Here is a 20,462-nt window from a genome sequence, read left to right as displayed (position 1 = left end):
ACTTAAATAAAAATCAGGTTTATATTATTTTTAACTGAGCAGAGCGATTATCTGAAATATATGCAATCAATTGATAAATTGATTGCAATTTACCCTTTATTTCATTAAAGTGAGTTTGTCTAACAAGCAAATACTTCCACTCACCCACTGTCTGCTTACTTACTGCCTCACACCAGCGTTTTATAGTTCTATTCTTATTCTCCAGATCCGGATATTCCCGCCCCTTAGTCTCAATTATCCAGAAGGTTTTTTTCCCATCCACATTCTGCACTGCGACAAAATCAGGCAAATAGTGCCGGATAGCTCCCGAAACGGAAAGATAATCGATCCGTAAAATGTTAGTCAGAGCAGCAAAGGCTTCCACATCATCGGCACGGTCCAGGAATTCGGCAAACTCTGCCTCAAAATCATTGTAACAGGCAACGAAATTGAATACTGTTTTTTTACAACGAATATGTTTCCGCCGCCACAGGAATCTGGGCGTTTCGGATAATTTTATCGGCTTACCTTTAATGGTAATGGGTTTCTGGTGCACAGTGGCTTTGCCGATTTCACGCGCCAGCAGATCGATGATTGCCTCCTGAATGCTTAATTCTTTTAATTTCCTTCGCAACTCTTCATTTTCAATGTCCGTAAGCGTGGCTTCAAAGCAGCGCGTTAAAATGTATTCGGTAACCTTAGGATACAGCACATGAAAACAATCGGTTAATCCAGCCCGTTTCATAATTTGATTGGTAATATAAGAAACCAGTTCCCGGCCCAGTTCTATATACTCAGATTCAATTTCTACCTGATGAACCTCCACGCCCAGATTCATCACTTCCATCTTTAACAGCGTTATTTGATCTTCACTTAATTTATCCGATGTAAAAATGGATGGCAGCCCGGAAACATCCACCGCCTCAATATCCCGATACACGCGAACATAAGAGAAATCCGTCTGCGGAATGGAAATGTCATATTGCAGGCGTTTCTTTTCCGGCGCGATGGTTACCGGCAGGGGCGGCGGCGTCTTTGTGGTATTGACGCCCACACCTTCTGTTTCCAGTTCCTTCACGATCTTCTCAAAGCGGTTATTCCCGATCACCTCCAGCGTTTGTGTCCGATCCGGACTCACATCCCGCATCAGACGGAGACCGCGCCCGATGGCCTGTTCCGGCAGAATTGGTGAATCAAAGGCGCGCAGTCCCAGAACGATGGTCACGTTCTGCACATCCCAGCCCTCCCGCAACATCAGCACGCTGACTATCACCTTTATTTTGTTATCCGGGCTGTCCACATCGCGTGCCGTATCTCTTAATTTCTTCAGATCGCTCTTGCGGATTTCGCCGGTCGAATCAGTATGAATCACCAGGATTTCATCTTTCTCGATGCCATATTTTTTACCCCGCCTGGCAATCGCTTCCGCAATGCGATCGGCATAGGCGTTCTTTTCTGCCATGAGAAACAGAATCGGTTTCTTGCCGATTCCCTGATAGGCGTCAAAATGTTCTTTCCAGCGCTTGAGCGCTGCGGTAATCCAGGCACCGTATTTCTGCACCACATTGTCACCGGTGATCTTCTCCGGGTCGCTCTTATTTACCGTGTGAACAATGAGCGGCACCTTGACGATCCGGTCTTCCACAGCCTGCGCCAGCGGATAATCCACAATGATCCAGGGATAGTAGGTGTTGTTGGGCGTTTTGGGCGTGGCGGAAAAATCCAGCCACATCTTTAAGCCGCCGGGAATGCTGTTATGCAACGACAGCAGCGACTCGTTCCATTTTAGCTCGTCATCGTGCACGTGGTGAGCTTCGTCGTTCATCACCAGCAGGTTATCCAGTTCCTTCAGTCTTTCCAGCAACGTCTGCGGTGGTCTGGCCGGATCTTTCGGCACATCCTGCCCCAGAATGGCCTGGATGATGTTCTTAGGTTCCCAGGTTTTCTGGCGGGATTCATACAATTGATGGATGTTGTTGACTACCAGATTTCCTCCGGGCGCCAGCGGTGATTCATCCCCCCGCAGTTTGATGTTCAATTTCCAGCGGGATTTCCAGGCCGGGGGAATGAAGGGAAACTCGTGGAAGATCTTTCCATCGGCAAAATCCTTGGCCAGCCGTTCATAGACGATCACGTTGGGTGCCACGATCAGGAAGTTATCCGCATGGCGGCGGCTGCCCTCTCTCAGGCGGTTGAAGTAACTCCACACCACCACCAGCGCCATCACCATGGTCTTGCCCGATCCCGTGGCTATTTTGATGGCATAGCGCAACAAATCCTTCTCCGGTAGTTCCTGCTCGCCCTCCTGCTGCAGTTCCGGAAAGTAGCGCTTCAGGGTGCGCTTGCCGTCCATCGCTTCGGAAATTTCGTATTCACCGGAAAACAGCGTGCCCCGATATTCCTCGTGGAATTTATCGATCACCTCCGCCAGATCGGTAAACTGCCGGACTTCATACAGGTAGATCAGGGTCTCGATGGCTTCCCGCTGGCAGAAGTAGAAGTGAAAGGGCTCGTTGCCGAATACCGGCGGGTGGCTCTGCTCAAACCAGTAGGTCAGCAGTTCCCGGCTGGTGGGCGTGGCGCCCGGATAGCCCTCTGCCCGCCACTGGTCCACTGCTTTGCGCAGTTTGTTGACCAGAAACATGCGGCTGGGGCGGCGTCCTTCCACCACCTCGTATGCATTGGGCCCGCTTTTGCGCATGTAACAGGTGGGAATCTCCCAGGGCTGGCGATCCTCTAAATAAGGCAGTTCTTTATTGTATTGCACCCAGGTTTTCGGCATGGCTACTTCACCTCAATTTCGTAAATTTGCGATGTATCGATACCGAAAATATCGATGATCTTGATGAAGATTTTATATTTGCCCGGCTTTTCATATTTGTGCTCCGCCTGAAGCACCAGTTGCCGGTTCTTTTTGGTGCGGTAGGAGGTCCAGCCATTGTTGAAGGTGTCGTTGCGGAAGTCAAAGTCGATGGCCCAGTAGTCGATCCAGTCGCTCCATTTCCGTATGGAATCCTGCACCTCGCGGGGAATGAGATCCGTATGGGGAATGACAAAATCCTGCAGTTTCACCTTAATGGTTCTACTGCTGGTTTGAATATCGGCTTTGAAATAGGCCAGTTCAAAGAAGCGAATATCGCCCTTCTGCACCGCCCGGGGATCGGTAACATCCATGGGGATGATGCGCAGTTTGAGCCGGATGCCCATGTCCTTTGCCACTTCCTGAATGGCGTCATTCAGGCCCATTTCCCATTCCCAGCCCAGCACGTGCAGTTCCTTCATGCCCAGTTCTCTGGTGTCCTTCAGGGCATCGATCACCTCCTGAATGGTGACGGGGGCATCCACCGCGCCGATGTACACCAGGGCGTTGCCTTTTTTGCCGTGGATGTGACTGGAACCGCTGATGGGCTCTGCCTCGTAGAGTTTCAGGATGAAGGCCAGGTATTCATACAGGGCTTCCTTTTCGTCCTTCTTGCCGAAGGCTTTTACCTGCCAGAACTGGCGCTCGTATTTGCCCAGGTTCAGGATTTCAAAGGGGCGGGCCTTTTTGCCGTATTTCTTTTTGGGATCTTCCAGGCTTTTGCTGTGCTCGATTTCCAGCAGCCGTTTGCGGGTGGTGTGAATGGCGTAGCGGCTTAAATCCACGCCGATCCAGCGGCGGCCCAACTTTTCCGCCACCGCACAGGTGGTACCGCTGCCGCAGAAAAAGTCGGCGACTAAATCGCCTTCATTGCTGCTGGCACGGATGATTCGTTCCAGCAGGGCTTCTGGTTTTTGGGTGGGATAATCAATCCTTTCATGTGAAACAGAACCTATTGGGTTTATATCATTCCATAAATTGCTTAATGCCTCTCCTTCAACTTCGTCTAAAAATCTTTTTACCTGTGGCATCCCGGTTTTGGAAAAAACTATTAAGTTCTTCTTTAAACCTTCATCAATTTTTTCTTGAGACCATATCCAATGTTTTCCTTCAGGGGGAGCTATCAAACCTTTATTTCCAAAATATCTAGGAGGACCTGATCCTTTTTGAGTAAAATCATGCAATCGATATCTTCTTCCATTTTCGTCTACATATCTATACATTTGTTTTAAATATTCTTCTTTATGTTCTTTTCTAATTTGATTAAAAATAGTTTTTTCACTTTTGGAATAGAACAATATTGAATCAATTACATTGCCATAACTGCTTGATTGTGCTTTTACTGCCTTTATTTTTTGCCATATTATCTCATTTTTAAAATTATCTACGCCAAGAATTTCATCTAACATAATTCTAATGTAACTATTTACTCTCCAATCTAAATGAACATATATTGAACCATCTTCGGATAATAATTCTTTCATCAAAACCAATCTCTCATACATCATCTGCAGAAAACTATCCAGCCCCCGGCCCCAGGTATCGCGGTAGGCTTTTTCTTCGATAATGGAGTGTTCTTTGTGCAGGGTTTCGCCGCTTTCGCCCACGGGAATGTCCACGGTAAAATCGGCGCCGGTGGCAAAGGGCGGGTCAATGTAAATCAGGTCAATCTTACCAGCAAAGTTCTCTAACAGGCTGCTCATCACCATCTTGTTGTCGCCCCAGATCAATTTGTTGCGCCAGCCTTCTTCAAAAGACTCGCCTTCGTCGCCTTTGTAGTAATCAAAAATGCTTAACTGTGTATGGCCGGCTCCCTTTTCCACGCGCGGCTGGTTCACCACCTCCACAATCTGAAACGGGTAGGGGCCCGGTTTCTCCACCGGTTTCAACCGGCCGGCTTCATCGTATTTGCCTTTCCACACCAGTTCGGTTTTTTTGATTTCGATTTTTGCCATAGAATTTTCTCACTCCGTTTTCTTAAGACTTTCTAAAAATTTCCGTTCACTTTTTTCATCTATTTCTCATTTGTTTTTTCCAGATAATACAGGCATTTCACTTTTAAAGGGCACTCATTACACAATGGTTGTCCCGGTTTACAAATAGCAGTGGTGAAATCAACAAGAGCAAAAAGTAATTTACCGGGTTCTGGATTATGAAACAAATCATCCGCAATCTCTTTAATCTTTCTTTTTCTCCGAATTTCCCCGTTAAGGTTTAAGTTCCAGAATCTGTTGATAAAACGAGCAATATTGCTATCCACAACAGCAGCGGGCTTATTGAAGGATACCGTTAATATTGCCCCGGCGATATACTCTCCAACACCGGGAATTTGACGTAATGCATTGTATTCTTCCGGAAACTTTCCACCTGAATTGTTAATTAAATATTTTGCTGCTTCAATAAAATGCTTGCTTCTCCAGTGTAGTCCAAGGTGATTCGTAACTGTTTTTACTTCCTCCGGTTTTGCATCAGCAAGCGAATATATATCAGGATATTTTTTTATAAAATCAAGATATACCGGAACCACCTGTTCGGCTCTGGTTCTATGCAGCATAAATTCAGCAATCATTATTTTGTAGGGATCTTTTGTATCCCGCCAGGGGAAATTACGACTGTTATGCGTATACCATTTTAGAATATTTTTAATAATTATTGATATGCTCCTATTCAAGAAAAAGCACTCCCGTTCTGTTTACATGAAAAGCAAGCCTGGTCTGTATATCATTGAGAATATCTTTTCGAATCCGGAAAATAGTTTCTCTTTCCTGGTTACTGAGTGGTTCTGAAGTAAAATATCTAAAATCCAGAACCATCCGGAATACTGAGTTACCATAATAAATTACAGGTGAAACATAAAGAAAAGATGCTGATTTTTTAATTTTTCTCCATACTGAATTATAATTTTCAACAGAATCTGGAAGTAGGACCCCCTTAATCATACGGCTCATTCTCATCTTGTTTTGTACAAAGTCACAAACTGGAGAGACTTCAATCAAAACAGGAATAGAACCTCTGATTATAAGATTCAAACGTTTATCATCATTTTCATTCAAAATATCACTCATAAAAGACGATTCAAGAGAATGCACTTTATATACAATTCCTGGATAAACCTTCTCATAAGTAGAAGTGTCTGCCAGGATTCTAAAATTAATTTTCCCTTTAACCTCATTACTGAGTTCACCTTCTTCAAACACAACGTCAGCAGTCTCAATGCTCTGAGTTTTTCTTTCAAGAATGTCGTTGAATATCTGGTGAAAAGAATAAAAAGAATCTTTAACTGCGACATCATCTTCTCTTCTGCCAGCCCATGCCTTTGAAAGATTATAAAAAATTTTTTTTATTTCATCATTCCATGCATCATTATATTCAGAAAATCTGGAAACTTCATTAACAGTTTCGGATGCAGAGTCGTGAATCAGATTTTCCCAGATAATAAAAGTTTCAAATATCTCTATTTCCTGTGTTTTTTCTTTTAACTTTTTTTTAAGGTCATCGAATTTGTTTTCATCAAATAACCATTCTTTGCCATCTTCTGACATTTTGAAAAAATATTCCTTTTCGAGATTGATCTGTATCAAATAAAAACCTTCTTCTCGCAATGCATTCTGAACTTTTTCAACTTTCTCCGGATGTTTTGTCCAAACAGCGAGAATAAAAGGGCCACTTTCCGGTGATACGATCTTTTTAACTACTCCCATTAGAGTAGATATTATTGTTTTGTCATCTGCTCCATCCAGGCCATCAAGAACCATGTCCATGAATATTATTCTTACATCCTGAAAGGGTTCTGAGGGAAGTTCTTCTATTCTTCCGCTAAAAAAAGTGACAGCAATCCTTTCCTGGGAAAGCACCCGTATAAGCGGAAGTGCCTCTTTAAATTTATCGTCTATCAGCACCACTCTTCCACTTACAGGCAGGTTCATAATTTTTCCTCCTCTTTCTTGAAGGCGAGTAGAACAATTGCCCCGTCTTTAAAATCTTCCCCAATATTAACCTCATCATATTCCGGAAATTTCAGGAATCCTCCATGTGCCTTCATCACTTCATCCACGATATGTAATCCGAGTCCCATTCCGTCAGGTTTGGCGGAAACAAAAGGTCTGGTAATTTCATCAGGCGAAAGAGTCAATCCGGGGCCATTATCTGCTATAATTATTGATAGGTAACCGTCAATCAGGTAATCCGATACATCAACAAATATTTCCTTTTTAAATTTTTTACCCCTGTATTTATATTCAAGCCACCATATTGAATTATCCATTATGTTGATAAGGGAGTTAATAAACAGATTTCTGGAACATTTAATAAATATATCATTCACCTTACTTTCATATGCTTTTATAACTTCTATATCATGAACCTTAAATCTGTATTCCATATTAAAAATTGATTGGTCGATCAGTTTTCTTAAATTCCATTTTTTCACTTCACTTTTTTTAATGACCAGGGTATACCCTTCAATAAGTTTTGCCAGATGTTCCACAAGACTTTTAATTCTTTCAGTGGTGACCTCTATTTTGACAACTTTCTTTAATTCACTGATTATCTTTTCAATTTCATGTATAACCACACTTAGAGTTAAGCCTGCTCCCGCTCCCCTCAGTAGAATGTCTCTCATACTTTTGTATTCATTTTCGATTCTATCCAGATACCTGAAAATATCTTTTTTTAATTTCTCTTCCCTGATTTTTTTGTTGAGAACCTCTTTTAATTCAGTTATTCCGGCAATAACCGGCTCTTTCATGCTTTTCAAACCATAGGCCACTCTGATTTTCTCTTTATCCTCATACCTGAGTTCTTCAATCTGTCCGATACAATAAAGAAGCGCCCTTTTCAATTCACTGAAAGCCTCATTTTCAATAAAACCTTCTCTATTTGTTTTTTCTCTAAGATCCGTGCTTTTTTCTCTGTCAAGATGTACAGCAGCAACGATTATGTTATTGCTTATTCGCTTTGTTGGCTCATTTACTCTTCGGATACCAAGATCCAGCCAGTCATTCCCGGGTTCCCCATAATCATATATTCTTATTCCGTCCCTGTATATCCTGATACCTCCATTGATTTTCAAATATTCTCTCAGTGTTTTTTTGTCAGGTACGCCAAGACCCAGTATTTTAGGATCAAGGTCAAAAATAAAACCTTCAAAGATTACAATACCTACTTTAGATTTGTTAAGATTTATTTCTCCTTCCCGGTCGACGAGCAAAAGTCTTTTTTGTATATATGTATCTGTTTCGTCAACTGTTCTACCATCTATTTTTTTCATTGAATTCCATGGGGTGAAATTATAAAGGAACTCTTTTATATGATTGCCTTCCATAATACATTTAAATCTGAAAAGTGCATAGTTTTTCACATCTTCTATTTTAAGTAAATCTTTCACCCATTCTTCCTTATCCGTTTTCAAAATCACCTTGAAGGATTCAGGTGTATCAAAAGGAGAAGTAAAAGAAACAAGAGACCTGTATACCTCTCTCATCATTCCTCGAGTCCATCGCGTTCTTAGTTTTCTAATTTCTATTCTGGTTCCTGACCTGATCGCAAAATATTCTGCACTTCTATCAATTATTTTAATAGGTACTTCCTCAAGGTATCTTGACTTTTCGAATTCAGTCCAGTCTATATTTACCACAATTTCAGGATTATCTTCTGCTCTGGAAATAAGAGTGATATAACTCCCCAGTTTATGTGCTGCAAATCTTCCAATACCTTTTTCTCCAAGCGGAAGGCGACCATATTTTGCGGTTCTCTTCTTTTGTTTAAATAAATTTTCCTTATAATCACTTCCCGGTTCCATCCATTCATTTTTTATGATCTCCATGGTCATTCCGCATCCATCATCTTCAACAATAATTAATCCATCTCCAGGTTTATCTATGTTTTTCATAATAACCCGAACCTGTGAAGCATCGGCATCATAAGCATTTTTCACCAGTTCAAGGAGTGCGATGCTTTCATTTCTAATGAGTTGTTCTCCAAGTTGTAGTATCAATCTTGCCCGTGGCTTGAAAACCAGTTTTTCAGTCACTTCAACATCTCCTTTACCTTTTCAGCCATTTTTTCAGCCATTAATGGTGGCACGGCATTTCCGATCTGCCGGAACATCTCCGTCATCGGGCCTTCAAAATAAAAATTATCAGGGAATGATTGAATCCTGGCCGCTTCTCTTACAGAAATCGATCTTAATTGATTAATATCCGGATGAATAAAATAATGACCATCTTTTGCCAGATGAGCAACGATTGTTTGTGAGTATGGGAGATCCGAAGCAACGACTTTAAACCTATCCCGGAAAACTTTTCTATTTTTATGTGTTTTTAATTCTTCAGGAAGTTCATCATAGTCCGGCCTTCTCTTTTCCTTTCTCCAGTTTTCAATGTAAAACTTATAAATCTTTCTATCTCTCTCATTATGTCCACGTGCAATGTGTTGAATAAGAGTATTCCATCCATTTCTGATTCCGTAGTCGAAAAGATATTTTGATGGTGGTTTAATATATTTACCCACGGTTATTCTTTCACCCGGTTCTAATGGCGGAAGGTCATCCAGAATATCGTGAACTTTAAATTTTGCAACATTCTTATCAGGAGAGAATTCAGGATATTTTAAATTCAGTTCTTTTCGCCAGCCTATAACTATCACACGTTTTCTGTTCTGGAGAACACCGAAATCGTGGGCGTTAAGCAGTTTAAAACCAATTTCGTATCCGGATTCCATAAAATATTTTTTTACATCTTCCCAGAGTTTACCATCTGCTGCTGAAATGAGTCCTGGAACATTTTCAAATACAAAGACATCTGGCCTGAATTCATTTAAAAATCTGACATACAATTTATACAGATAGTTTCTCTTATCATATTTCATTCTGTAGGGGTCCCTTGCTCTTCCGATTATTGAATATGCCTGGCAGGGCGGTCCACCAGCAATGACATTTATTTTGCTGACGTTATTAATTAGCATATGATTTTTTATAATACGAAATAACTTTTCGACATTATCATCTCTGATTTCTTCATTGACCACGGAATCAAGTTCATAATCAGGAACATATTTGTAGAGTTCATCTCCTGTAATTCTTCCGGTTATGTATTTATTATATATTTCAATTTTTCCTTTGCCTTTCAAATAATGATAGGCAATCCTGGTCTTTAATGTTAAGGCAGCATACCTGTCCATTTCAATATGAAAAACAGGTCTGAATCCTGCTCTTATAAATCCTTCTGAAAGCCCCCCAGCACCTGCAAATAATTCAATATATGTAAATTTATGATCCATATTTTTTGTCACCTGTTCATGCGACTAAAATTAATTTGTCCTGAAAAACCAGTATTTATTTTCTGGCGGATTATTTTTTTTCATACTTTATACAAAGTCCTTTTCTTTGAATGAATTTTTCATATAATCAGCGCCTCCACATAGGGCTTAATAACTCCATGCATACGTCCTTTCCGGGCATAGGAAAATAGTTTATTGATATTGGCATCTTTGCTGCGAAGATAATTTTTTAACCCTTCCACTGCCACATCTTCTCCCAACCGTTTTCGATAGCGGAAACAATCGACAATCGTTTTTTCTATATTATAAATCCTGAAATCTCCGGTTTCCGTATGAACCCGTTCAATCCCTTCTTCATAATTGGAATGTGAGAAGTAAAACACCTTCACCGGCGGATACTGGAGCCTGGGCGCTTTGGCTTCCCGGGGCACAGCAACCATGACCACCGCAGGTACCGTGGTGGTTAATTCATAATAGGAGAGTGCAGAATGAAGGCAGATCACCGCCTTTGGAATAGCCATGCAGGCGTCCACAAATCCCTGATGGGACATCATGGTGAAATCTGCCAACCTGTACAACCCCGGTTTTATTTTTTCTATTTTCCCCCCGGTTAACAGTTTTCGAATCGTATCCGTATGGATCCCCTGTGCTTTCAGATCCTTTAAATAAGCATATCCGTAATGCTGTTTGAAAATATCGATTACATTTTGCATCTATTTCTCCGTTCTATTTTTCTGCACTTATGAATATATGCAGAAAATTCGAACGAGTCCATTGTTTTTTCACACTTCCCTTATTTTACAATAATACCGAAAATCACATTCTTTGCACACCTTTGTTTTATCCGGTGGATTTTTCAAGGTGTAATCCTTCTGAATAATACGGTGTGCGATATGGTCAAAATGGTGTCCGGCGGCTTCTTCCAGACGCGGATCGTAGGGGATTTCCTGCAACGCATCTTTGCGGTGGTCTTCCGCCGTCCAGTAAATATATAAGCGTTCCGGTTCTTTGCCGTAACGCTCCTTTAAAATATGGGCATACACATGCAGTTGATAAGTATATTTCTCAATAATGGGATCATCCTTTTGCGGTTTCTGTTGCGATTTAAAATCCAGTAGTTCCAGCCGATCATCTTTCCCCAGCAATAAATCCACCTTTCCGCTGATGATATAATCTTCTTTTTCGTAACTCACATCCACTTCGGTTTCCACCACGCGTGCTAACAGGTCCTTGTTGTTCTGAAAATAGGTCACCACCTGTTTAAGTGCCTGTTCCTTCTGGGTCTTGCCTAGGGGGCGATAGCCACTGGCAATCAATCCCCGGTAGTTGCGTTCGAAATCATCAGCAATTTGGGGTTCGTTAACCTGTTCCCCATCCAGCACCGCCCGGTGAATATCTTCAATGGTCTGGTGCACCAGCGTCCCGAACAGCAACTGACCGGTACGGCTGGGGGTAAATTCCAGGTCTTTGTAAAATTGATACTGCCGCGGACAGGTTTCATATACATTGATATGGGAAGTTAGCGAAAAGGTCTTTTTGGGGACAAAGGGCTGACGGGATTTAAACTGCTGGGCTTTCAGGGTTTCTTTCTGTACATAGGGCCATTGCTCCAGTCCCTCCCAGATGGAGCGGAAGAAATCTTTTGGTTCTGTTCCAGTACTCAATACCAGTAACTTCTGTGGACGGCTAAAGGCCACATAGAAGAGTCGAGCCCAATCGAAATCGTGAATCCTGTCCTCTGGCTCAAAAGGTTCACGTCTGTAAAACGGTCGCAGCAACCGATCCACCTGTTTCTGCACCGAGTAGCGTTTATCCAGCGAACTCACCACAACCACCGGAAACTCAAGCCCCTTACTCTGGTGAATGGTCATAATCTGCACATAACCTTTCGGTATCGGATCATTCTGGTCCTCATATTCGTTCAATCCCGTTTCCAGCAACAAATTAAAAAAACTATTGAAAAGCCGGTATTTTAACGCCTGTTTATTTTTAGCCGTTATAATGGGCAAATGGTAATAGGTTTGAAAAGCATTCAGCAGAGATGAAAATATAGATAGATTACGGGCTTTATTTTCATCTTTGAGATAGGAATAAAATGGCTCATAGGCGAATAATTGATAGAGAAAGTCCATCACATTTTCATCGATCGTTTCATTGCCAGAAAGCTGCTGGATTTCGGTAGCCATTCGTTGTAAATAGGCTGCTAAAGGAGTATCAACAAACGGTCCCAACAATTTTAATGCCTCGTTAAAATAATCCGCATGCCGGGATTGTTTAATATCCTCTTCTAAATAGCCAGTAATGATCAGATAACAGGCCAGCGCCATCTTCACCTCTTCGTTTTCAAAATAGGCCCGGGCCCGGGGGCAGAAGGCAGGAATGTTCTTTTCCTGAAGAGCTTGGATGAAAGGCTCGCTATAATCCAGTTTGACGCTGTGCAATAGGAGCGCCACATCGCTATAATCTTGAATAATTTTCTGTTTTTTCAAGAATTGCACCAGGTCGGCAAAACGCCGGGCTTCTTCCCGTGTATTTTCTCCCCAGATGGTAAACACCGCCGGATAATCCGGTGAAGCCGTCGATTTTGCCGGACGTACTTTTTTATCAAAACGAAAATCAGGCCCACCATCGGGATTACTCCAATCCACAGATTCAATAAAGGCATTATACCGATCAATAATCATTTGGTGCGAACGGTAATTATCCAGCAATTTTACTATCTTTACATTTTTGAAATGGTGGGGAAATTCCAGGATGTTCCGCACCGTAGCACCGCGGAAGCGATACAGGGCCTGGTCTTCATCTCCCACAACACAGATATTCTGGTGGGGCTTTACCAGCGTCAGCGCAATTTGCTCCTGAATGTAATTGGTATCCTGATATTCGTCGATGAGAAGGTATTTCACCGATTCCCGTATTTGCTTACCAATTTTTCGTTTTTTTAACACATCATAAAAAATGCGCTGCTGGAAGGCAAAATCGACTTTGTTGTTCTCGAAAAGTAACGCTCTGTATTTCTGGTAGGATTCCCCCAGCATTTGCAAAAAATCATCGCTGCTTTGCACAAGTTCATCCGGCTCCACCATTTCTTCGGTAATCTTATCAAAATACGTTTTGATTCTGGTGATACTATCCCATTTACTTATCCAGCGGCCGAAATATCGCCGGCCTACCCGGAACGGTTCGCCAATTTCATCCCAGTGTTCGTAAATAAACAATGAATTGGTCAGATCGTCCAGCACGGTGTAATTTCTGGATAGCGGTGTGTTTCGGATGAATTGATTGATGTAGTGATCACAGATGCTGTGGATTGTGCCCAGGACCAGCTCGTGCAAATCCAACTTCACACCTAAACGGCGGGCAAAAAGTCCTAACCGGTCGCGCAATTCTAAAGCTGATTTTTCAGTAAAGGAAGTTAAAATGATTTCAGAAGGCCGCGCTCTTTTGGATAAAAGAATAAAGAGGGTCCGCAAAACTAAGGTATAAGTTTTACCGGTGCCCGGCCCGGCAATGATCAGGGTAGGACCGTCCGTTTCAAAAATGGCTTTCTGTTTCTCTAAATCATCCTGTAATTCGAAAGTTTCTATAAACTGCTGTTTAAGTTTTTCCATTGCTTACAACAGCCCTTCTTCCTTGAAACTGAAATAGTTGTCCCCTGCAACGATTATATGATCGTAAACTTTTAAATTCAATACTTTCGCCGGAATGATAATGGCCCTGGTAATCGTAATATCATGTTCTGATGCTCTGGGATTCCCATTTGGATGATTATGAAGCAAAAGAACTGCATGAGCCTTTTGTTGTAATGCCTGCTCGATAATTTTTCTGGGATAAACGGGCGCCTTGTCCGTCAAACCTCTAGAAATGAGATTCTCCTCGATTATTGAATATTTACTATCTAAAGAAATCATCCAGAATTCTTCTTCTTTTTTGAAGCCTAATTTATTTATGCAAAATTTGATCAATTCTTCTCTTGATTGAGTGAGCGGTTTTTCTTCTACTAATTGTTTTTGATACAATAATGATATTTCTTTGATGAACCTTCTCAGAGCAATCGCTTTATCTTTAAAAAATTTGACTTCTTTTAACCGATCTTCATCTGCATCGAAGAATCCCTTTATGGAGCCAAATTTATCGATTATTTCCTTTGCCTGGGGTTTTACATCTTTTTGAGGGATGACAAATGTTAGAAACAATTCGATGATTTCATAATCCTGTAAGGCTGATAATCCGTTTTCCAGAAAACGTTTACGGAGCCTGGTTCGATGATTAAGATAATGTGGTTTATACTTTTCCATTAATTATTAATTTTTTTAATGTCTTATTTTTTCCTTGTTTAATTCTAAAAAAAATATATAACAAAATCAAAAATAGCGAAATATTTTTTGTTAACAATTTATGCGCTCTATTTCTACACCCTGCATGTTAATATTCTTTCGTCCTGCCAACTTCACATGCTTTCAAATAAAATCCATCATTCATCAAAACAATATTTACTCCCTTCTAAATCAACACCATCCCAGCATGCTCGTTTTGGCTGCTTTTACACCGCAAGTTAGAGAAGGATTGAAATATTTTCCGCCAGGGCACGCCGTTAACCTGTTAACAGCGTGGCAACCATGGAAATGCCCCGACGGAATAAACCGCCTTTTCTCTTACTCCAGCGCGTCCCGGTGGCGGTCAAACCATTCCACTGTTCTCTTCAGCCCCTCGTGTACGCGCACCTTTACCTGGTATCCCAGCAGCTTTTGCGCGGCGGAAATATCGGCCAGCGAATGCTTAATGTCGCCGGGGCGCGGATCGCCGTGCACGGGCTGAACGTCGCTGCCGATGATCTTCCGTAACTCCTCGGCCAGTTCGTTCAACGTAATGCGCTCGCCGCAGGCAATATTGAACACATGGCCCGGCGCATCCGGCGCTTTGCAGGCTTTGAGATTGGCGTCGATCACGTTCTCAATGTAGGTAAAGTCGCGGCTCTGGGAACCGTCCCCGTAAATAACCGGCGATTCTCCTTTAAAAAAGGCTTTGATGAATTTGGGGATGACTGCCGAGTAGTAGGAGTTTGGATCCTGCCGCGGACCAAAAATATTGAAATAGCGCAGGGCCACGGTCTCCAGCCCGTACACCTTGTAAAATACCGAGCAGTATTGTTCGGCGGCCAGCTTGTTTACGGCGTAAGGCGAAAGCGGATTGGGCTTCATGGTTTCCACCTTGGGCAGGGTGGGCGTATCGCCGTAAGCCGAAGACGAGGCGGCGTACACCACGCGTTTAACGCCATTTTCTTTGGCCGCATAAAGCACGTTAAGCGTGCCGTTCAGATTAACGTCGTTGCTCTCCAGCGGCGTTTGAATGGAACGCGGCACCGAAGGCAACGCCGCCTGGTGCAAAATGTAATCAACGCCCTTCGTAACCTCTAACAATGTGTTCAGGTAACGAACGTCGCCGTTAATGACTTCCACTTTATCCGTCAGATGGGCAATATTCTCTTTTCGACCAGTGGTAAAATTGTCCAGTATTTTGACCGTGGCGCCCTGATTCACCAGCGCCTCCGCCAGGTTGGAGCCAATAAAGCCCGCCCCACCGGTGATTAAATAAACTTCGCTCATTAAACTTCCCTCCATTAGCTTTTAAGTACTGTGCTGTTTTATTGAAAGCCTTCGCCAGCCAATATTTCAAATCTTAATTTCTAAAGAAAAACGCGGCGTACGTTTTAACTGGTAATCGGAAAAAATTGAGGAAACTGAAATTTCTCAAAAGAAAACCTTTGAAAATTCAACACCTGAGGCAGAGGCTTTGAACGGCCTTACCATTTGCCTCTGATTGTATGATGATTTTTCGGAATCCCCGGCCGCTCGTTTTATTTTGCTGCAAAAAGCGTCTTTTCCACCAGCTCCACGATGATGTGTCCGATGGTGATGTGGGCCTCCTGAATGTGCTGCACATTAACGGAAGGTACGACGATCGGCGCATCAAACAACGATTTTCCGCGTCCGCCATCGTTGCCCAAAAAACCGATGGTGGCCATGCCTTTTTTGCGGGCCATCTCCGCCGCCCGGAGGATGTTCGGTGAATTGCCGCTGGTGGTAATTCCCAGAAAAACATCGCCGCTTTGACCCAGGGCCTCCACCTGGCGGGCAAAAACCAGCTCGTAGCCCAGATCGTTGCTGCCGGCTGTCAACACGGAGGTGTCGGTGGTCAGCGCAATGGCCGGCAGAGCGGGGCGATCCAGTTCATGGCTGAGACGAATGACGAACTCCGCCGCGATGTGCTGTGCGTCGGCCGCGCTACCGCCGTTGCCGCACAGCAACAATTTTTTGCCGTCTTTAAAACTTTTGACCATGATGTCAACAGCCTGTTCGATGGTCGGCGCACAATGATTGAAGGTCAGGCGTTTTACCTGAATGCTTTCTTCGAAATGGTTTTTAATACTGTCCAGAAATTTCATTTACGAACCTTTTTGGTGGATGGCTTGCGAGAACTCTTGCACCAGCGAGCGATTATCGGGTGTTTCCAGAACATTGCCGGTAACGATAAAAGAAGCGCCGGCTTCTACTTTTTTAGCGGCGTCTTCCGGCGTACGAATACCCCCTCCAACAATCAACGGCACGTTCACATGGGCATCTACGGCGGCGATGATCTCTGCCGGCACGGCCTGCTGCGCCCCGCTTCCCCCTTCCAGATAGATGAATTTAAAACCGAAATACTCCGCAGCCAGGGCGTGGGCAACGGCGATCTCCGGCTTTTTACGCGGCAGGGGCCTTGTGCCGCTCATGAACTCGGCCGAGGTAACTTCGCCCGACTCAATCAACAGGTAGGCGGTGGAAATGGCTTCCAGCTTCAGGCTGTGAATGATGGGCGCCGCCAGCACCTGGGTGCCAATCAAATGGTCTGGATTGCGTCCGCTTAGCAGTGACAAAAAGAGAATGGCGTCCGCGTGGCGCGAAACCTGATGCACCCCGCCCGGAAAGATGATGACCGGCAATTCCTGCGCGTATTTTTTAAACTGCTCTACGTATTGATCAAATTGTGGCGTGAGCAGCAAACTGCCGCCCACCAAAAAAGCGTCCACGCCCGAGGCAATGGCGTTTTCCATAATTGCGGGGAGTGAATGGGCGGGCGTTTTATCGGGATCGATTAAAACAAGATAGCCGCCGCCTTTTCGCTCTTTTACTTCCAATAAGTGCTGGTAAACCGTCATAACGTTCCTATTAAGGAAAGATTTGATTTCAATTATCTTATCCAAATTAAATTTCAGCTCGAAAATACTAAATAGGCCTTTTAAAATCAAGCCGATTATGCACCAAGGCGGGGTGGTAGAATGGTTTATTGGTTGAATGGTTAAATGGTTGAATAGAAATTGACATGTGCAGAATTCATGTACACCGTCGGAGAAATTTCTTCCTGGCAAGTCTCTCCCGGACTTTTATTCTGGGAAAGGGGGTGCAGGGGGTGAGGGAAACTGAAACTTTTTTTAATTTAAAACATTCTTTGCGCCCTTTTGTGACGTCCCTGCGCGCTGTGCGCTGTGCGCTCTGTGGTTGCTTAAATCACTGCGGAAATGTTTTTTGCCGGCTTCAAAATGAGTCAAATGTAATTAGCGTATCACTGCCCCGGGAAAAGGTACACTTTTTAGTCAATTGGTTGATTTCTCCGAAACTTCAACCCGATTTTTATTGTTAATCAAATGATTTATAATTAAATTGCGCGGTGCAGGGAAAAAGACGTTTCGTTTTTAATAAGCAGGTGAGGATATGATGCAAAATTCCATAATCCGCAAACCAGCTGTTGCTGGAATGTTTTATTCAGGAAACCGCTCCACCCTGGAGCGCGAGGTGGCTGTTTTTCTTGAAAACTCCAATCAGGAAAAAAATGTGCGCCATATTTACGGCGTGGTGGCTCCCCATGCAGGTTACATGTACTCGGGCGGGGTGGCTGCGCGCGCCTATCGTCAGGTAATGGACTTTGAATATGAAGTCGTTGTGGTCATTGCTCCCAGTCACCATGTGTATTTTGAAACGGTTTCCATTTATGACGGCGACTTTTACGAAACGCCGATGGGCTTAATTCCTGTCGATAAAAACCTCTGCCGCCAGCTGGCTGATTTCGATCAACGGCTGACTCTATCGTCCATCGGCCACGAAGGCGAGGAGCACGCGCTGGAGGTTCAATTGCCGTTTTTACAACACATTTTTGAAGAATTCAAACTGGTACCCATCGTGATGGGCGATCAGAGCATGAAAAACATTCAGGCGCTGGCCAACGCTCTGGCCGCGGTTCTTGATAACAAAAAAACCCTGATTGTAGCCAGCTCCGATCTTTCCCATTACCATAGCTATGAAGAAGCCGTGCGTCTCGACTCGGTGGTTATTTCGCACATTAATAATTTTAAAGAAGATAATTTGTACGAAGATTTACAGAGCGGCCTGTGCGAAATGTGCGGCGGCGGCCCGGTGATCGCCATGATGAAGGCCTGCAGAAAATCAGGCGCGGATAAAGCCAAAGTGGTGCTCTATCGAAATTCCGGCGATGTTACCGGTGAGCGCGCGCCCGTGGTGGGCTACCTGGCCGCGATTGTTTATGAATAACGAGGTTGGTCAGTTGAATGGTTGAATGGAATTTTTCTTTTATCCGGAACCTTTGAAAAGCAAAAGGGTTATTGTTTTACGCTAAAGGCTTATGTGCGCCGTAATCACAAGTTTCGCTTCAAACAGGCCTCATGAGCGGCAAATGTTAGGCAGGCGGATGGGTAGCGTTTTTGACCTATCCGTTCAACGATTCAACAAGTTGTGTAATTTTGAAAAATCAAATCTTCAGGAGGAACCATGAAACGAGGATGCTTGATTGGGTTGATCGTGGCCCTGGTGGTGGTGGTCATCTTTGCGCTTTCCATGTTTGTTACGGTTAAAAACTATTACAATAGCTTTATCGCCCTTGAGGAAAATGTCAATCAGGCCTGGGCGCAGGTGGAAAACGTTTACCAGCGTCGAGCCGATTTAATCCCCAATCTGGTGGAAGTGGTTAAGGGCTACGCCAGCCACGAACGCGAGACTCTGCAAGCGGTTGTGGAAGCACGCTCTAAAGTGGGCGGTCAAATCAATATCGGGCCGGAGGTTCTGAACAATCCGCAGGCCTTTGCGCGCTTCCAGCAGGCGCAGGACGCCCTGTCATCCGCTTTGCAACGTTTGATGGTGGTGGTTGAACGCTACCCGAACCTGAAAGCCGACCAGCGTTTTGCCGACCTGCAGGCGCAGCTGGAAGGCACTGAAAACCGCATTGCCGTGGAGCGCCGCCGTTTTAACGAAGCGGTGCAGGCCTACAACACGGCCATTCGCAAGTTCCCGGCCAACATCATTGCCAGTATGTTCGGTTTTCAGCCCAAGGTTTACTTTAAAGCGCAGGTCGGCGCCGATAAAGTTCCAGAAGTTAAATTTTAATGGATCGATTTCATGAAAACAACGATTAAATTTTGGCTAATCAGTTTTTTATTTGCGCTGTTTTTAAATGCGCAGCAACTGCCGGAACGTCCGACCTCCTGGGTGAACGACTACGCCGGCGTTCTCAGCGAACAGCAAAAAGCGCAGCTCAATGCGGCGCTGAGCGATCTGGAAAAGAGAACCTCGAACCAGATATTCATCGCCATCTTCAAAAAACTACCAGAAAACAGCTATCTGGAAGATTTTACCAATCGTCTGTTTGAAAAATGGCGGCCGGGCCTGCCGGACAAGGACAACGGCCTGTTAATCACCATTTTCATCGAAGATCGCAAGGCGCGCATCGAAGTGGGCTACGGCCTGGAAGATGTGGTCACCGACGCCCAGGCGCGGCAGGTTCTGGACAACATGATGATCCCTTATTTTAAAAAAGGCGATTATTTCAGCGGCCTGGCGTCCGGTTTAAATGTCTTGATTCCCGCGGTTGAAGGCAAGTATCAAATCCCCATTACCGCCAAATCTTCTAAAAAAGACAAAGAGGGCGGAAGTTTTAGCGATCTGATTATTGCCTTTATTGTGTTTGCCTTTATCAGCCGCATGCTGTTCCGCAGACGTGGCGTGACCCTTGGCTCAAGACGTTCCGGAAGCTGGTTTGGCCCCATTTTCTGGGGCGGTTTTGGCGGAGGCGGCAGCAGTGGCGGCTTTGGCGGATTTTCCGGAGGAGGCGGATTTGGTGGCGGATTTGGAGGCCTTTCCGGCGGAGGCGGCGCCAGCGGCAGCTGGTAACGGCGGCAGAAAGCGTCCCCTGAAACGCCGGGTAATTAATTACTGTCGGGGTAAACCAATATCCCTTTCGAATGACTGATTTTGAGTTCTATTGCGTAAAGCGTTAAGGTGGAGACCCACCGTTTCAT

General features: G+C 44.0%; 15 protein-coding genes. 3 read left to right on the top strand and 12 right to left on the bottom strand.

The window, feature by feature from the left end:
* Positions 1-19 precede the first annotated feature (19 nt).
* The 12 genes from Cabys_RS03575 to Cabys_RS03520 all read right to left on the bottom strand — a co-directional run bounded on the left by Cabys_RS03575 (position 20) and on the right by Cabys_RS03520 (position 17,315).
* A complete protein-coding gene (locus Cabys_RS03575; protein WP_006928787.1) occupies positions 20-2,761 on the bottom strand; it encodes a DEAD/DEAH box helicase in 2,742 nt (913 codons plus the stop codon).
* Between the two features lie 2 nt (positions 2,762-2,763).
* A complete protein-coding gene (locus tag Cabys_RS03570; RefSeq protein ID WP_006928786.1) occupies positions 2,764-4,794 on the bottom strand; it encodes a site-specific DNA-methyltransferase in 2,031 nt (676 codons plus the stop codon).
* Positions 4,795-4,853: 59 nt separating this feature from the next.
* On the bottom strand, positions 4,854-5,510 hold the full coding sequence (locus Cabys_RS03565) for an HhH-GPD family protein (protein ID WP_006928785.1): 657 nt from the start codon (positions 5,508-5,510) through the stop codon (positions 4,854-4,856).
* On the bottom strand, positions 5,503-6,765 hold the full coding sequence (locus tag Cabys_RS03560) for a hypothetical protein (protein ID WP_006928784.1): 1,263 nt from the start codon (positions 6,763-6,765) through the stop codon (positions 5,503-5,505). Before Cabys_RS03560 ends, Cabys_RS03565 begins: the two co-directional genes overlap by 8 nt.
* Entirely contained in the window at positions 6,762-8,870 is a 2,109-nt protein-coding gene (locus tag Cabys_RS03555) for a sensor histidine kinase (RefSeq protein ID WP_006928783.1), read from the bottom strand. The genes Cabys_RS03560 and Cabys_RS03555 overlap by 4 nt, the downstream gene beginning before the upstream one ends.
* The gene (locus tag Cabys_RS03550; protein WP_006928782.1) at positions 8,867-10,117 is read right to left on the bottom strand and encodes a DNA cytosine methyltransferase; all 1,251 of its coding nucleotides are present in this window, start codon (positions 10,115-10,117) and stop codon (positions 8,867-8,869) included. Before Cabys_RS03550 ends, Cabys_RS03555 begins: the two co-directional genes overlap by 4 nt.
* A gap of 119 nt (positions 10,118-10,236) precedes the next feature.
* On the bottom strand, positions 10,237-10,830 hold the full coding sequence (locus Cabys_RS03545) for a type IV toxin-antitoxin system AbiEi family antitoxin domain-containing protein (protein WP_006928781.1): 594 nt from the start codon (positions 10,828-10,830) through the stop codon (positions 10,237-10,239).
* A gap of 69 nt (positions 10,831-10,899) precedes the next feature.
* Complete coding sequence (locus tag Cabys_RS03540) at positions 10,900-13,728, bottom strand: ATP-dependent DNA helicase (RefSeq protein ID WP_006928780.1); 2,829 nt, start codon at positions 13,726-13,728, stop codon at positions 10,900-10,902.
* 3 nt (positions 13,729-13,731) lie between these two features.
* The gene (locus Cabys_RS03535; protein WP_006928779.1) at positions 13,732-14,415 is read right to left on the bottom strand and encodes a JAB domain-containing protein; all 684 of its coding nucleotides are present in this window, start codon (positions 14,413-14,415) and stop codon (positions 13,732-13,734) included.
* A 357-nt stretch (positions 14,416-14,772) separates the two neighbouring features.
* Entirely contained in the window at positions 14,773-15,723 is a 951-nt protein-coding gene (locus Cabys_RS03530; protein WP_006928778.1) for an SDR family oxidoreductase, read from the bottom strand.
* Positions 15,724-15,974: 251 nt separating this feature from the next.
* Entirely contained in the window at positions 15,975-16,562 is a 588-nt protein-coding gene (locus Cabys_RS03525) for a D-sedoheptulose-7-phosphate isomerase (protein ID WP_006928777.1), read from the bottom strand.
* Entirely contained in the window at positions 16,563-17,315 is a 753-nt protein-coding gene (locus Cabys_RS03520) for a phosphoglycerol geranylgeranyltransferase (RefSeq protein WP_006928776.1), read from the bottom strand.
* A 553-nt stretch (positions 17,316-17,868) separates the two neighbouring features.
* Between Cabys_RS03520 and amrB the strand changes: the two genes are divergently transcribed.
* The 3 genes from amrB to Cabys_RS03505 all read left to right on the top strand — a co-directional run bounded on the left by amrB (position 17,869) and on the right by Cabys_RS03505 (position 20,334).
* Entirely contained in the window at positions 17,869-18,702 is an 834-nt protein-coding gene (gene amrB, locus Cabys_RS03515; RefSeq protein ID WP_052304163.1) for an AmmeMemoRadiSam system protein B, read from the top strand.
* 237 nt (positions 18,703-18,939) lie between these two features.
* Positions 18,940-19,551 (top strand): LemA family protein, encoded by a 612-nt coding sequence (locus tag Cabys_RS03510; protein WP_006928774.1) that lies wholly within the window; start codon positions 18,940-18,942, stop codon positions 19,549-19,551.
* 12 nt (positions 19,552-19,563) lie between these two features.
* The gene (locus Cabys_RS03505; RefSeq protein ID WP_006928773.1) at positions 19,564-20,334 is read left to right on the top strand and encodes a TPM domain-containing protein; all 771 of its coding nucleotides are present in this window, start codon (positions 19,564-19,566) and stop codon (positions 20,332-20,334) included.
* Positions 20,335-20,462: the final 128 nt, after the last annotated feature.

The organism is Caldithrix abyssi DSM 13497, assembly GCF_001886815.1.
GTDB lineage: Bacteria > Calditrichota > Calditrichia > Calditrichales > Calditrichaceae > Caldithrix > Caldithrix abyssi.
Note: the sequence above shows the minus strand (reverse complement) of the source record. Positions and strands in the feature narration are given on the sequence as shown.

What these genes read in the sequence shown, in the direction of transcription:
- Cabys_RS03520 (WP_006928776.1), bottom strand. Translation starts at nt 17,315, where the DNA reads ATGACGGTTTACCAGCACTTATTGGAAGTAAAAGAGCGAAAAGGCGGC.
- amrB (WP_052304163.1), top strand. Translation starts at nt 17,869, where the DNA reads ATGATGCAAAATTCCATAATCCGCAAACCAGCTGTTGCTGGAATGTTT.
- Cabys_RS03575 (WP_006928787.1), bottom strand. Translation starts at nt 2,761, where the DNA reads ATGCCGAAAACCTGGGTGCAATACAATAAAGAACTGCCTTATTTAGAG.
- Cabys_RS03510 (WP_006928774.1), top strand. Translation starts at nt 18,940, where the DNA reads ATGAAACGAGGATGCTTGATTGGGTTGATCGTGGCCCTGGTGGTGGTG.
- Cabys_RS03530 (WP_006928778.1), bottom strand. Translation starts at nt 15,723, where the DNA reads ATGAGCGAAGTTTATTTAATCACCGGTGGGGCGGGCTTTATTGGCTCC.
- Cabys_RS03545 (WP_006928781.1), bottom strand. Translation starts at nt 10,830, where the DNA reads ATGCAAAATGTAATCGATATTTTCAAACAGCATTACGGATATGCTTAT.
- Cabys_RS03550 (WP_006928782.1), bottom strand. Translation starts at nt 10,117, where the DNA reads ATGGATCATAAATTTACATATATTGAATTATTTGCAGGTGCTGGGGGG.
- Cabys_RS03505 (WP_006928773.1), top strand. Translation starts at nt 19,564, where the DNA reads ATGAAAACAACGATTAAATTTTGGCTAATCAGTTTTTTATTTGCGCTG.
- Cabys_RS03525 (WP_006928777.1), bottom strand. Translation starts at nt 16,562, where the DNA reads ATGAAATTTCTGGACAGTATTAAAAACCATTTCGAAGAAAGCATTCAG.
- Cabys_RS03560 (WP_006928784.1), bottom strand. Translation starts at nt 6,765, where the DNA reads ATGAACCTGCCTGTAAGTGGAAGAGTGGTGCTGATAGACGATAAATTT.
- Cabys_RS03570 (WP_006928786.1), bottom strand. Translation starts at nt 4,794, where the DNA reads ATGGCAAAAATCGAAATCAAAAAAACCGAACTGGTGTGGAAAGGCAAA.
- Cabys_RS03540 (WP_006928780.1), bottom strand. Translation starts at nt 13,728, where the DNA reads ATGGAAAAACTTAAACAGCAGTTTATAGAAACTTTCGAATTACAGGAT.
- Cabys_RS03535 (WP_006928779.1), bottom strand. Translation starts at nt 14,415, where the DNA reads ATGGAAAAGTATAAACCACATTATCTTAATCATCGAACCAGGCTCCGT.